The organism is Caulobacter sp. D5 (assembly GCF_003185805.1).
GTDB lineage: Bacteria > Pseudomonadota > Alphaproteobacteria > Caulobacterales > Caulobacteraceae > Caulobacter.
In genome coordinates this window covers 1-13,426 of record NZ_QHJY01000397.1, presented here as the reverse complement: position 1 = coordinate 13,426, position 13,426 = coordinate 1, and the positions used below count along the sequence as shown (strand labels likewise).

Genomic DNA, 13,426 nt, shown 5'->3' with positions numbered 1-13,426 from the left:
GCCGCCGACCTGACCTCCGACGCTGTCGCCGCCGCTCCCACGACCGAAGGCGAGGCCGCTCCGGCCGCGACCGTCGATCTGTCGGCGCTGCAGACCCTGTCGCCGAGCGAGCAGGCCCCGGCTTCCGCCGACCTGACCAAGCTGGCCGAGCAGGCCGCCCTGGCCAACCAGACCGCCAAGACGACCGACAAGCCCGTCGTCGCCGACGCCAAGGCCGCGACCGACGCCGCCCAGCCGGCCGCCGCCTCGCTGGGCGACGAGATCGCCAGCCTGACGGCCGTGCAGACGGCCGCCGAGGACGTGGCCCCCGCCGCCACCGACGCCCAGGCCGTCGAAACCACCGAAGTCGCCGCGTCGGCCGCCCTGACCCAGGCCGCCAAGCCGGCCGAGACCGCTCCGGTCGCGCCGCAGGCCGGCAAGACCGAGGTCGCCGCCAAGGGCGAGGCCGTTGTCACCGCCCGGGCCGTGGCCGCCGACCAGGCCGCCCAGGACGCCGCGACCAACAGCGACAGCGACAAGAGCGGCGCCGACGCCTTCGCCAAGATGGCGACCGACACCACCCCGACCGACGCGCCCGCCGCCAAGATCGACGCGACCTTCACCCCGACCGTCCAGACCCAGGCCGCGCAGACGGCCCAGGCTCCGGCCGAGACCATCGTCCGCGGCTCGCCCGAGACGGTCGCGGCCCTGTCGGCAGAGATCAGCAAGAAGCTCGACGCCAAGTCGACCCGCTTCGACATCGTCCTGACGCCGGAAGGCCTGGGCAAGGTCGACGTGCAGGTGCGCATCGGCGCCGAGGGCAAGCTGACCGCGACCCTGGCCTTCGACAATCCGCAAGCGGCCGCCGACCTGCGCCACCGCGCCGGCGAGCTGCGCCAGGCCCTCAGCCAGGCCGGCTTCGACGTCGCCGACAACGCCCTGAAGTTCGACGTGTCGAGCCAGGGCGGCAACAGCGGCCAGGGCCAGCAGCAGAACGCCTTCTTCGACTTCCAGGGCGGCGACCACGGCCGCCGCGCCTTCGCCGGCCGCGCCTTCGCGGGCGCCGCCATCGAGGACATCCCCACCGTTTCGGCTTCGTCGCTGATCCCTGGTTACCGCGGTGCGGAAACCAGCGGCGTCGACGTCAAGATCTAGGAGCAAGCGTCATGGCCACCACGACCGCGACGTCCAGCAGCACCTCGGTGCTCGACAAGATTAACAACTCCAGGAACTCGCTCGCCAGCAGCGAAGAGACCTTCCTGAAGCTGCTGACCACCCAGATGAAGAACCAGGATCCGTTGTCGCCGATGGATTCCAACGCCTTCACCGGCCAGATCGTCCAGATGACGGGCGTCGAGCAGCAGCTGGTCACGAACGACCTGCTGGCGGCCCTGGTCGGCATGAACGACGGCGGCCTGACCAACGCCCTGGGCATGATGGACAAGCTGGCCACGGCCGAGACCGACAAGGCCACCATCAAGAACGGCAAAGCCGACTGGAGCTACACCCAGGCCCAGGCCGGCACCTCGGTGAAGATCGAGGTTCTCGACAAGTACGGCGCGACGATCGCCACCAAGTACCCGGACGACATGTCCAAGGGCGACCACACCTTCACCTGGGACGGCAAGTCCGACGAGGGCACGGCCCAGGCCGAGGGCGGCGAGTACACCCTGAAGATCACCGCCATCAACGCCGATGGCGCGAACATCACCACCAGCTCCAAGGGCCGGATCGAAGGCATCGTGACCGCGGTGACCAACGAGAGCGGCCAGAACATGGTCACCATCGGCGGGGTCAAGGTCCCGATCAGTTCGGTGATCGGCGTCACCAACCCGCCGGCGACCACCACCAGCTAAGGCCTCGCCGGCCTCTACCGAATGAACCGGGCGTCAGAAAGACGCCGACGCGGTCCCCCCGAGCCAGACGGCCGATCCGGACCCAAACGCAAACAGCGCTGAACCCCTCGACACAAACTTCACGAGCAGGAATTCAGTCATGTCCATCAACAGCGCCATGCTCGCCGGCGTCTCCGGTCTGGTCGCCAACTCCTCGGCCCTGGCCGCCATCTCGGACAACATCGCCAACGTCAACACCGTCGGCTACAAGCGTTCGTCGGCCAACTTCTCGACCCTGGTCACCTCGCAGAGCAAGAACAGCACCTACAGCGCCGGCGGCGTGAAGGCGCTGACGCACCAGTTCATCAGCCAGCAGGGCCTGACCCAGTCGACGACCTCGAACCTCGACCTGTCGATCTCGGGTTCGGGCTTCTTTGTCACCACCGAGAAGCCGGAAGGCCTGACCGCCACCGACACCCGCTCGTTCACCCGCGCCGGTTCGTTCCAGCTGGACAACCTCGGCTACCTGAAGAACGACGCCGGTCTCTACCTGCAGGGCTGGCTGGCCGACCCCGTCACCGGCGCGATCACGCCCGACCCGTCGGACCTGACCCAGCTGTCGTCGATCAACGTCGGCAGCGTCGGCGGCACCGCCGAGAAGACCACCCGCGTCGGCGTCAACGCCAACCTGCGTTCGGAGCAGCCGGTCTCGGCCTCGGCCAGCTTCACCACGGGCGTCAAGACCGTGACCGACAGCGCCGGCGCCTCGCACAACTACACGGTCGCCTATTCCCCGACGGGCACGGGCAACACCTATGACGTCAAGCTGTACGAAGGCACGAACCTGGTCTCCAGCGGCACGGCCGCCTACGACCCGACCACCGGCGCCCTGACCACCTACACCCCGAGCGGCACGACGACCCCGTCGGCGGCCATCGACATCGGCGGCGGTACGACGGTCTCCTTCGCCTCGCTGGGCGTCAACACCAAGACCGAAGTGGCGGCCGGCGGCGTCTACGACCCGACCACCAACTCGATGTCGGACTACGCGCTCGACAGCACCACCGGCGTGAAGCCGGACTTCGAGATCCAGGTTCCGATCTCGGACTCCAAGGGCGGCCAGCGCAACGTCACCCTGTCGCTGCTCAAGGGCCCCGGCCCGAACGAGTGGTACGCCGAACTGCGCGCCAAGCCGGGCGACCTGGACAACAACGCCAACGGCCTGATCAGCTCGGGCAAGATCACCTTCACCACCGACGGCAAGCTGTCCTCGGTCGGCAACCTGTTCGGCGGCACCGATCCGACCTCGATCACCATCGACGCCTCGGACCCGACCGCCACCGGCACCGGCCCGCGCTGGGCCGACAGCCTGGGCATCGACAGCCAGTCGGTGCAGATCGACCTGGCCAACGCCGCCGGCGGCCTGACCCAGTACAACAGCCAGTCGGTCGTGCAGTCGGTGAACACCAACGGCACCGCCTTCGGCAACCTGACCAACATCGAAGTCGATGAAGACGGCTACGTCTCGGCGATCTTCGACAACGGCGTCACCCGCCGCATCGCCCAGGTGGCGGTCGCGACCTTCTCGAATCCGAACGGCCTGAAGGGCGTCAACGGCAACGCCTACCGCGTGACCAATGAAAGCGGCACCTACAGCCTGAAGACCCCGGGCTCGGGCGGCGCCGGTTCTCTGGCTCCTTCGACGCTGGAAGCTTCGACTGTCGACCTGTCGACTGAGTTCACCGGCCTCATCACTACGCAACGCGCCTACTCGGCGTCGTCGAAAATCATCACCACCGCTGATCAGATGCTGGAAGAACTTCTGAGCATTAAGCGCTGATCATAGGTATTAACCGCTTTTAATCAGAGTGTGTCACATCGATACACTTTGATAGCCTGGGGAAGTCCGATGTTTAGGTCTTTCTTTACTACTGGAATTAAGCCGCTGTTATTTCCCGGCGCCTATATTCCTCATCAACAGTGATGGTTGTGGGAAAGGCGTAAAGCCATGTTGCAGCAGCAGCGCACGAACAGCCGGGGTGAAAAGTACGTCATCGGTCCGACCGGTGCGCCTCTTACCCTGTCGGATCTGCCGCCTCCGGAAACCCAGCGTTGGGTGATCCGGCGTAAGGCCGAGGTGGTGGCCGCCGTTCGCGGTGGTCTCCTCTCGCTCGACGAGGCGTGCGATCGTTACAAGCTGACCAACGAGGAATTCCTCGCCTGGCAGCAGTCTATCGACCGGCATGGCCTGGCGGGTCTTCGGACCACCCGGCTTCAGCAGTACCGCTAAACGGCGGAAAAACTGATAGGGCGCGAGGGGTTATGCTCCGCGAAGCGCCCGAACGGTCTGTTCAGCGGCCGCGTCCCCCAGGACGCGGCCGCGACCATTTGGCGCCTTCGTCATCTTCGTCCCGCCTCAAATCTAAAGTCGGCGTTAACCATCGACTGGGTAAATCCTGCCTAGCGACGGCGGGCTCCGGTCTGTCTCGCATGCGCCCCGTTCGGACGCGGTTTGAGGGACAGGCCCAGTGGATAAATTCCTGAGCGCGATTCAGAGGTTCGGCGTCGGTCGTCTGGCCGCCCTGGCGGGCGTCGCCGTCGGCTCCATCGCCGTGCTGGCCGCGGTCGTCATGATGCTGGGCAAGCAGCCGAACGAGCTGCTGTACTCGAACCTCGACCTCAAGGAAGCCTCGTCGGTCACCCAGGCGCTGGACCAGGCCGGCATCAAGTACGAGACCAAGGGCGACGGCTCGACCATCATGGTCGCCCGCGACAAGGTCAATTCCGCCCGCCTGCTGGTTTCGGGCAAGGGCCTCGTGACCTCGGGCTCGATCGGCTACGAGATCTTCGACAATTCCACGGTGCTGGGTCAGACCGACTTCGTCCAGCAGCTGAACCGCCAGCGCGCCCTGCAGGGCGAGCTGGAACGCACCATTCGCGGCTGGCAGGGCGTGCGCGACGTCCGCGTCCACCTGGTGCTGCCCAAGCGCCAGCTGTTCGAGGAAGACGCCGAGCAACCGTCGGCCGCCGTCACCATCGGCACCGCCGGCCGCGAAGCCTCGTCGGACATGGTTGCGGCCATCCAGAACCTGATCGCCGGCTCGGTCCCGGGCATGAAGGGCGAGCGCGTCAACGTCATCGACGAACGCGGCAAGACCCTGTCGGCCGGCGGTGACGAGAGCCTGGCCGGCAAGCTGGCCCAGGACCGCAAGTCGGAAGCCGAAGCCCGCATCGGCAAGAGCGTGAAGGAAATGCTCGACGGCGTCCTCGGCCCGGGCAAGGCCCGCGTCACGGTCACCGCCGACATCGACCTGAACCGCGTCACCACCCAGGAAAAGAAGTACGATCCGGACGGTCAGGTCGTGCGCTCGGAAAGCACCAGCGCCAACAACGCCTCCGAGACCAAGAACGAAGACAACAGCGGCGTCACCGCCACCCAGAACATCCCCGGCGGCCAGCCCGGCGGCGCGCAACCGATCGGCTCGACCTCGGGCGGCAACGAGACCACCACCAACTACGAGATCTCCGAGTCGGTCCGCACCGAAGTGGTCGAGCCGGGCGCCATGAAGAAGGTCGCCGTCGCCGTGGCCGTGGACGGCGTCACCGCCGCCCCGGGCAAGGACGGCAAGCCGGGCGCCTACACCCCGCGCACCGCCGAAGAGATCGCCCAGATCGAAGAACTGGTGAAGACCGCCATCGGCTACGACGCCGCCCGCGGCGACCAGGTGAAGGTGACCAACATCCGCTTCCCCACGGCCGAGGACCAGGGCCTGACCGAAGGCGGCCTGATGTCGGGTTTCGACAAGAACGACCTGATGCGCATCGCCGAGATCGGCGTCCTGGCCATCGTCGCCCTGCTGATCCTGCTGTTCGCGGTGCGTCCGTTCTTGAAGAGCCTGAGCCAGCCGGCCGGCGGTCACCCGATCCAGATGGCCCTGGGCCACGACGGCTCGCCGGCCGTGACCCGCCTGGTCACCCTGTCGGACGGCACCACCCAGCAGGTCGTCGTCGACCAGTCGGGCGAGCCGATCGCCATCGCCGGCCCGACCAGCGACATCGATCAGCGCATCGACATCGCCAAGATCGAAGGCCAGGTGAAGGCTTCGTCGATCAAGCGCGTCTCGGAGTTCGTCGAGCGCCACCCCGAAGAGTCGGTCGCGATCCTGCGCAACTGGCTGCACGAGTCGGAGTGACGGAATGAAGGCCGCCGTCAACGACATCTCCAAGCTGGCCGGGCCCGAAAAGGCCGCCATCGTCCTGCTCGCCCTCGGCGAAGAGCACACCAAGATCTGGGAAGCTCTCGACGACGAGGAGATCAAGGAAGTCTCGCAGGCCATGGCCAGCCTCGGCACGGTCTCGGCCACCGTCGTGGAAGAGCTGCTGGTCGAGTTCGTCTCGGGCATGAGCTCGACCGGCGCGATCATGGGCTCGTACGAGCAGACCCAGCGCCTGCTGCAGTCGTTCATGCCGCCCGAGAAGGTCGACGCCCTGATGGAAGAGATCCGCGGTCCGGCGGGTCGAACCATGTGGGACAAGCTCGGCAACGTGAACGAGGCCGTGCTCGCCAACTACCTGAAGAACGAATACCCGCAGACCGTCGCCGTCGTGCTGTCGAAGGTGAAGAGCGACCACGCCGCCCGCGTGCTGGCCTGCCTGCCGGAAGACTTCGCGCTGGAATGCGTCACCCGCATGCTTCGCATGGAGCCGGTGCAGCGCGAGATCCTCGACAAGATCGAGCAGACCCTGCGGATCGAGTTCATGTCGAACCTGGCGCGCACCTCCAAGCGCGACAGCCACGAGATGATGGCCGAGATCTTCAACAACTTCGACCGCCAGACCGAAGCGCGCTTCATCGCCGCCCTGGAAGAGCGCAACCGCGAAGCGGCCGAGCGCATCCGGGCCCTGATGTTCGTGTTCGAGGACCTGTCGAAGCTGGATCCGGGCGGCGTGCAGACCCTGCTGCGCGCCACCGGCAAGGAACAGCTGGCCCTGGCCCTGAAGGGCGCCTCGGACAAGCTGCGCGAGATGTTCTTCTCCAACATGTCCGAACGCGCCTCGAAGATCATGCGCGAGGACATGGAAAGCATGGGTCCGGTGCGTCTGAAGGACGTCGACCAGGCCCAGGTCGCCATGGTCCAGATCGCCAAGGATCTCGCCGCCAAGGGCGAGATCATGCTGGCCGGTTCGGGCAGCGACGACGAGCTGATCTACTGAGGCGCGCGGGATGACCAACGGAACCTATCAGCGCTTCGCCTTCGACACGGTCTTCGACGACCGTGGCGGGGTGGCCTACGAGGCCCCCAAGGTGAAGAAGGCTTTCACCCCCGAGGAAGTCGAGGCCGCCAAGGCCGAGGCCTTCGCGCAGGGCGAGCGTTCGGCCGTGGCCCGCGCCGAGCAGGAGGCGACCCAGGCCCTGAACGCCATCGCCCACGCCGTGCACGGCGCGATGTCGACCCTGGCCGCCGTCGCCCACGAGCATCGCGAAGGCTCGGCGCGCCTGGCCCTGGCCTGCGCCAACAAGATCGCCGACGCGGCCCTGGACCAGTTCCCCGAGGCTCCGGCCTCGGCGGCCCTGATCGCCCTGGCCCGCGAGGTCGAGGCCTCGCCGAAGCTCAGCGTCCGGGTCGCCCCCCACCTCGTGGAGCGCACCCAGGCCGCTCTGGAACAGACCGCCCACGCCGTCGGCTATCCGGGCGCGATCGTCGCCCGCGCCGATCCCAACCAGCCGCCCGCCGCCTTCGTCCTCGACTGGGGCGACGGCCGGGCCGAATTCAATCCGGACGAGGCGGCGCAACGCGTCGCCGAAGCCCTGGACGCCGCCATCGCGGCCGAAGGGCTGCACGCCGAACCCCTGCTTCCTAGCGAAGGCTGACCGCCATGTCCGACGACCTGACCCTCAACGATTTCAACGGCGGCATGCTCGCCTCGGAGATCCCGGTCGAGCTGAGCGACAAGATCGCCTCCGACCTGGCGCCGGTGTTCGACGTTCCCGTCAACATCTCCGCGGTGCTCGGCCGCTCCAACATGTCGGTCGCCCAGCTGCTGCAGCTGCAGGCCGGCTCGATCCTCGAGCTCGACCGCAAGGTCGGCGAGGCGATCGACATCTACGTCAACAACCGCCTGGTCGCCCGGGGCGAGGTCGTCGTCGTCGACGAGCGCCTGGGCGTGACCATGACGGAAATCATCAAGGACGGCGACGCCGCGGGCTGAGCCTTCGGTTTCGAACGTCCCCAGTCGTCCGCGCCCCTTCGAAAAAGGGGCGAAGCAGTAGAAGATCGGTCCGGAAGGGCCGCCCGGAGAGAATACGATGCGCCTCTTGGTCGTTGGTAAACTGAACGGTCAGCTCTCGGTCGCCGTGAAGATGGCGATGAACGCCGGGGCCAAGGTTTCGCACGTCGAGACGACGGAGCAGGCGACCAACGCGCTGCGGGCCGGGCAGGGCGCCGACCTGATGATGGTCGACTACGGCCTCGACATCGCCGGCCTGATCGCCGCCAACGAGAGCGAGCGGATCCGGGTGCCGGTGGTGGCCTGCGGCGTCGACGCCGACCCGATGCGCGCGGCCGGGGCCATCAAGGCCGGGGCCAAGGAATTCATCCCGCTGCCGCCGGACGCCGAGCTGATCGCCGCCGTTCTGGCCGCGGTGACCGACGACAACCGTCCGATGATCGCCCGCGATCCGAACATGGAGCAGGTGATCAAGCTGGCCGACCAGGTCGCGCCGTCGGACGCCTCGATCCTGATCACCGGCGAAAGCGGCTCGGGTAAGGAAGTGATGGCCCGCCACGTCCACGCCAAGTCGCGTCGGGCCAAGGCGCCGTTCATCAGCGTCAACTGCGCCGCCATCCCCGAGAACCTGCTGGAAAGCGAGCTGTTCGGCCACGAGAAGGGGGCCTTCACCGGCGCCCTGGCCCGCCGCATCGGCAAGTTCGAGGAAGCCAACGGCGGCACCCTGCTGCTGGACGAAATCTCGGAAATGGACGTGCGCCTGCAGGCCAAGCTGCTGCGCGCCATCCAGGAGCGCGAAATCGACCGGGTCGGCGGCACCAAGCCGGTGAAGGTCGACATCCGCATCCTCGCCACGTCGAACCGCAACCTGGCCGAGGCGGTCAAGGAAGGCGTGTTCCGCGAAGACCTGCTCTATCGCCTGAACGTCGTGAACCTGGCCCTGCCGCCGCTGCGCGAACGCCCGGGCGACATCATCAATCTGTGCGAGCACTTCGTGAAGAAGTACTCGGCCGCCAACGGCATCGACCTGAAGCCGATCTCGGCCGAGGCCAAGCGCCGCCTGATCGCCCACCGCTGGCCGGGCAACGTGCGCGAGCTGGAAAACGCCATGCACCGCGCGGTGCTGCTGTCGACCGGTCCGGAGATCGAGGAGTTCGCCATCCGCCTGCCGGACGGCCAGCCCCTGGCCCCGGCGCCCGACGCGGCCGTGGCCCGCGGCGCCTCGATGGCGGCGGCCGAGGCCGTGGCCTCGGCGGCGACCCGCAATTTCGTCGGCCAGACGGTCGCCGAGATGGAGCAGACCCTGATCATCGACACGCTCGAGCACTGCCTGGGCAACCGCACCCATGCGGCCAACATCCTGGGCATCTCGATCCGCACCCTGCGTAACAAGCTCAAGGAATACGGCGACGCCGGCGTCAGCGTTCCGCCCCCGCAGGGCGGCGTGGGCGCGGCGGCCTAAACCTTGAGTACGTAACGCCGTTCGGCGCCCGCGACGATCGGTCCGGCGCCGAACATGGCTAATTTCGATTAAGGAGATGGCGGGCCGCTCCAAATCGCTCCAAGCGGAACGGTCCACTCCCGTAGACAGCAGCAAGGCTTTCCATGGCTGACGCCGCCGCCCCCAAGGCCGCAAGCTCGATCCCCAGCGCCAAGTCGCTGTGGGAAGGGATCCTGCGCGGCGAGATGGGCCTGGCCGTCGGCGTCGTCGGCATCATCGTCCTGCTGATCCTGCCCGTGCCGCCGTTCCTGTTGGACGTGCTGCTGGCCGTGTCGCTGACCGGCTCGGTGCTGATCCTGATGACCGCGGTGCTGATCAAGAAGCCGCTGGAATTCACCTCGTTCCCGACCGTGCTGCTGGTCGCGACCCTCTATCGCCTTGGCCTCAACATCGCCTCGACCCGCCTGATCCTGGGCAATGGTCACGAAGGCGGCCACGGGGCCGGCGCGGTCATCGCCGCCTTCGGCAACCTGATGATGCAGGGCAACTTCGTCATCGGGGTGATCGTGTTCATCATCCTGGTGGTGGTGAACTTCATGGTCGTCACCAAGGGTTCGGGCCGGATCGCGGAAGTCGCGGCCCGCTTCACCCTGGACGCCATGCCCGGCAAGCAGATGGCCATCGACGCCGACCTGTCGACCGGCCTGATCGACCAGGACACCGCCAAGATCCGCCGCAAGGAACTTGAGCAGGAAAGCACCTTCTTCGGCGCCATGGACGGCGCCAGCAAGTTCGTGAAGGGCGACGCTGTCGCCGGCCTGATCATCACCGGCATCAACATCGTCGGCGGCATCCTGATCGGCGTCGTCCAGCACAAGGTGCCGATCGGCGAGGCCGCCTCGACCTACACCCTGATGACCATCGGCGACGGCCTGGTCAGCCAGATCCCGGCCCTGATCATCTCGATCGCCGCCGGTCTGGTGGTGTCGAAGGCCGGCGTCGAGGGCAGCGCCGACAAGGCCCTGACCACCCAGCTGGCCATGAACCCGGTCGCCCTGGGCATGGTCTCGGCCTCGTCGGGCGTCATCGCCCTGATCCCGGGCATGCCGCTGCTGCCGTTCGCCGGCCTGGCGGTCGGCGCGGGCTTCCTGGCCTATCGCCGCGCCCAGCAGGCCAAGCTGGCCCCCGCCAGGGAGGCCGCGGCCGCAGCGGCCAAGGCCGCCGCCGACGCGCCGGCCGAGCCGGAAGAAGAGCCGATCAGCGCGGCCCTGGCCATCGACGACGTCAAGATCGAGCTGGGCTACGGCCTGCTGACCCTGATCAACGACCTGGAAGGCCGCCGCCTGACCGACCAGATCCGCGCTCTGCGCAAGACCCTGGCCACCGAGTTCGGCTTCGTCATGCCGCCCGTGCGGATCCTCGACAACATGCGCCTGGCCAACCAGGGCTACGCCATCCGCATCAAGGAGATGGAGGCGGGCCTGGGCGAAGTGCGCCTGGGTCACCTGATGGCCATGGACCCGCGCGGGGGCCAGGTGGAACTGCCCGGCGAGCACGTGCGCGAGCCCGCCTTCGGCCTGCCGGCCACCTGGGTCGCCGACGACCTGCGCGAAGAGGCGACGTTCCGGGGCTACACCGTCGTCGATCCGGCCACCGTGCTGACCACGCACCTGACCGAGATCCTCAAGGAGAACATGGCCGACCTGCTCTCCTACGCCGAGGTGCAGAAGCTCCTGAAGGAGCTGCCGGAAAACCAGAAGAAGCTCGTCGACGACCTGATCCCAGGCGTCGTCAACGCCGCCACGATCCAGCGCGTGCTGCAGGCCCTGCTCAAGGAACGCGTCTCGATCCGCGACCTGCCGCAGATCCTGGAAGGCATCGGCGAGGCCGCTCCGCACACCAGCTCGGTCACCCAGCTGGTCGAACAGGTCCGCGCGCGCCTGGCCCGCCAGCTGTGCTGGGCCAACCGAGGCGACGACGGCGCCCTGCCGATCATCACCCTGTCGGCCGACTGGGAGCAGGCCTTCGCCGACGCCCTGATCGGGCCCGGCGACGACAAGCAGCTGGCCCTGGCCCCCTCGCGCCTGCAGGACTTCATCCGCGGCGTGCGCGACACCTTCGAGCGCGCGGCCCTGCAGGGCGAGTCGCCGGTGCTGCTGACCAGCCCGGCCATCCGCCCCTATGTGCGCTCGATCATCGAGCGCTTCCGCGGCCAGACCGTGGTGATGAGCCAGAACGAGATCCACCCCCGCGCCCGTCTGAAGACGGTGGGGATGGTCTAGGCCTGCGCTACGGCCGGGCCGGCTTGTTGATCACCGAGACTGAGACGCCGGGCTTCTCGACGCCCGGGCAGGCGCCCGGGACGTTGCAGTTGTAGGTGATGGTCGTGCAGCCCGTCGTGACGAGCAGCAGGGCGAGACAAAGGGTGAGGCGCAAAGCCGACTCCTGCAAAAAGCTGGGTCCTTGCTAGTCCTCGCGCGGCCTGGCCACAACGTGCGAGCGTCGCGGTCCCTCTTGCACTTCCCAGAATAAGTCAGACAAATACCCGTCGCCGTGGGAACCTCCACGCGTGACGGGAGGACTTCAGATGGGCTTCAACGCCTGGCGCCGCCGCTCGCTCGGAGCCTGCACATCGCTTCTGGCGCTCGGCCTGCTGGGCGCAGCGCCCGCCTGGGCCGCGCCCGCGAAACAGGTCGAGATCGTCAAGCGCCTGAAGCCCGGCAAGGCCCCGGCGGTAAAGGACCAGACCGCCTATCTGCTCGTCTATTTCAAGGACGAGACCCATTCCCTGCACTTCGCCGTCTCGTCCGACGGCTACAGCTTCACCGACGTCAACGACGGCGCGCCGGTGCTGGAGGGGCGGGACGTCGCCGAGCAGAAGGGCCTGCGCGACCCGCACATCGCCCGCGGTCCCGACGGGGCCTTCTATCTGGCGATGACCGACCTGCACATCTTCGCTCAGGAGAAGGGTCTTCGCTCAGACAAATGGGAGCGGCCGGAGAAGGGTTACGGCTGGGGCAACAACCGCGGCCTGATCCTGATGAAGTCGTACGATCTGGTCCATTGGACCCATGCGATCGCGCGGATCGACAAGCTGTTCCCGCAGATGGGCGACATCGGCTGCGCCTGGGCGCCGGAAACGATCTACGACCCCGAGCGCAAGGCGATGATGGTCTATTTCACGACCCGGGTCGGCGCCGGCCGCAACTACCTCGTCTACGCCTATGCCGACGACGCCTTCACCACCCTGACCGCCGAACCCAGGCCGCTGCTGGCCCATCCCGATCCGAACCAGAGCCTGATCGACGGCGACATCACCAAGGTGGGCGACACCTATCACCTGTTCGCCGTGGGCTACGACAAGCCGGCCGGCATCCGCCACGCGACGTCGAAGAGCCTGACCGGCGGCTATGTCTACGAGCCCGGCAAGATCGATCCCGAAGCCGTCGCCGCCGAAGCCCCGACCCTGTGGCGGCGGACGGGAACCGATACCTACGTCCTGATGTACGACGTGTTCGGGGCCAAGCCGAACAACATGGGTTTCTCGGAGACGACCGACTTCGTCCACTACAGGAACCTCGGCCGCTTCAACGACCCGGGCTCGCCGATGAAGGCGACCAACTTCCAGAGCCCCAAGCACGGGGCGGTGATCCCCGTGACGCCGGCCGAGGTGGCGCGGCTGAAGGCGTGGTTTTCTGGAACCCCTCTCTCTGTGAGAGAGGGAGGGGCCCGCGCCGGAGGCGTGGGAGGGTGAGAGGTGACAAATTCGCCGAATGAAGCGCGGCGGTTCAGCGTGGACTGCGATATTGGCGGGTTGGCTGCGGCCAGGGGGTTGCCTGTTGGCGGTGAAACCCCTCACCCTCCCAGGCTATCGCCTGGGCCCCTCCCTCTCTCTTAGAGATGTTCAGACCGGGGACATCCGTGACAGGTGTTCGGAGACATC

General features: G+C 67.4%; 12 protein-coding genes. 11 read left to right on the top strand and 1 reads right to left on the bottom strand.

The annotated features are described in order from the left end of the window. The 10 genes from DMC18_RS27055 to flhA form a co-directional block, all read left to right on the top strand. A partial coding sequence (locus tag DMC18_RS27055) for a flagellar hook-length control protein FliK (RefSeq protein WP_233248255.1) occupies positions 1-1,134 on the top strand: 1,134 nt, incomplete at its 5' end. Positions 1,135-1,145: 11 nt separating this feature from the next. Further along, positions 1,146-1,835, top strand: a complete 690-nt coding sequence (locus tag DMC18_RS21970; protein ID WP_110118018.1) for a flagellar hook assembly protein FlgD — start codon at positions 1,146-1,148, stop codon at positions 1,833-1,835. 139 nt (positions 1,836-1,974) lie between these two features. Continuing rightward, a complete protein-coding gene (gene flgE, locus DMC18_RS21965; RefSeq protein ID WP_110118017.1) occupies positions 1,975-3,654 on the top strand; it encodes a flagellar hook protein FlgE in 1,680 nt (559 codons plus the stop codon). Positions 3,655-3,822: 168 nt separating this feature from the next. Beyond that, complete coding sequence (sciP, locus tag DMC18_RS21960; RefSeq protein WP_007675208.1) at positions 3,823-4,104, top strand: CtrA inhibitor SciP; 282 nt, start codon at positions 3,823-3,825, stop codon at positions 4,102-4,104. Positions 4,105-4,342: 238 nt separating this feature from the next. Further along, the gene (gene fliF / locus DMC18_RS21950) at positions 4,343-6,007 is read left to right on the top strand and encodes a flagellar basal-body MS-ring/collar protein FliF (protein WP_110118015.1); all 1,665 of its coding nucleotides are present in this window, start codon (positions 4,343-4,345) and stop codon (positions 6,005-6,007) included. 4 nt (positions 6,008-6,011) lie between these two features. Beyond that, entirely contained in the window at positions 6,012-7,028 is a 1,017-nt protein-coding gene (gene fliG / locus DMC18_RS21945) for a flagellar motor switch protein FliG (protein WP_110118014.1), read from the top strand. A gap of 10 nt (positions 7,029-7,038) precedes the next feature. Then, on the top strand, positions 7,039-7,686 hold the full coding sequence (locus tag DMC18_RS21940; RefSeq protein WP_110118013.1) for a flagellar assembly protein FliH: 648 nt from the start codon (positions 7,039-7,041) through the stop codon (positions 7,684-7,686). A 5-nt stretch (positions 7,687-7,691) separates the two neighbouring features. Further along, entirely contained in the window at positions 7,692-8,024 is a 333-nt protein-coding gene (gene fliN / locus DMC18_RS21935; RefSeq protein ID WP_058346608.1) for a flagellar motor switch protein FliN, read from the top strand. A 97-nt stretch (positions 8,025-8,121) separates the two neighbouring features. Then, positions 8,122-9,504, top strand: a complete 1,383-nt coding sequence (locus DMC18_RS21930; protein ID WP_110133308.1) for a sigma-54-dependent Fis family transcriptional regulator — start codon at positions 8,122-8,124, stop codon at positions 9,502-9,504. Positions 9,505-9,647: 143 nt separating this feature from the next. After that, positions 9,648-11,765, top strand: a complete 2,118-nt coding sequence (flhA, locus tag DMC18_RS21925; protein WP_110118010.1) for a flagellar biosynthesis protein FlhA — start codon at positions 9,648-9,650, stop codon at positions 11,763-11,765. A 7-nt stretch (positions 11,766-11,772) separates the two neighbouring features. Here the strand turns inward: flhA and DMC18_RS26225 are convergent, their stop codons facing one another. Next, positions 11,773-11,919 carry a hypothetical protein gene (locus DMC18_RS26225; protein ID WP_158285962.1) on the bottom strand — a complete coding sequence of 49 codons (147 nt, stop codon included), beginning with the start codon at positions 11,917-11,919 and terminating at the stop codon, positions 11,773-11,775. 151 nt (positions 11,920-12,070) lie between these two features. On the opposite strand from DMC18_RS26225, the gene DMC18_RS21920 reads away from it, so the two are divergent. Further along, positions 12,071-13,237, top strand: a complete 1,167-nt coding sequence (locus DMC18_RS21920; protein WP_199232607.1) for a glycoside hydrolase family 43 protein — start codon at positions 12,071-12,073, stop codon at positions 13,235-13,237. Positions 13,238-13,426: the final 189 nt, after the last annotated feature.

What these genes read in the sequence shown, in the direction of transcription:
- DMC18_RS21970 (WP_110118018.1), top strand. Translation starts at nt 1,146, where the DNA reads ATGGCCACCACGACCGCGACGTCCAGCAGCACCTCGGTGCTCGACAAG.
- flgE (WP_110118017.1), top strand. Translation starts at nt 1,975, where the DNA reads ATGTCCATCAACAGCGCCATGCTCGCCGGCGTCTCCGGTCTGGTCGCC.
- sciP (WP_007675208.1), top strand. Translation starts at nt 3,823, where the DNA reads ATGTTGCAGCAGCAGCGCACGAACAGCCGGGGTGAAAAGTACGTCATC.
- fliG (WP_110118014.1), top strand. Translation starts at nt 6,012, where the DNA reads ATGAAGGCCGCCGTCAACGACATCTCCAAGCTGGCCGGGCCCGAAAAG.
- DMC18_RS21940 (WP_110118013.1), top strand. Translation starts at nt 7,039, where the DNA reads ATGACCAACGGAACCTATCAGCGCTTCGCCTTCGACACGGTCTTCGAC.
- fliN (WP_058346608.1), top strand. Translation starts at nt 7,692, where the DNA reads ATGTCCGACGACCTGACCCTCAACGATTTCAACGGCGGCATGCTCGCC.
- DMC18_RS21930 (WP_110133308.1), top strand. Translation starts at nt 8,122, where the DNA reads ATGCGCCTCTTGGTCGTTGGTAAACTGAACGGTCAGCTCTCGGTCGCC.
- flhA (WP_110118010.1), top strand. Translation starts at nt 9,648, where the DNA reads ATGGCTGACGCCGCCGCCCCCAAGGCCGCAAGCTCGATCCCCAGCGCC.
- DMC18_RS21920 (WP_199232607.1), top strand. Translation starts at nt 12,071, where the DNA reads ATGGGCTTCAACGCCTGGCGCCGCCGCTCGCTCGGAGCCTGCACATCG.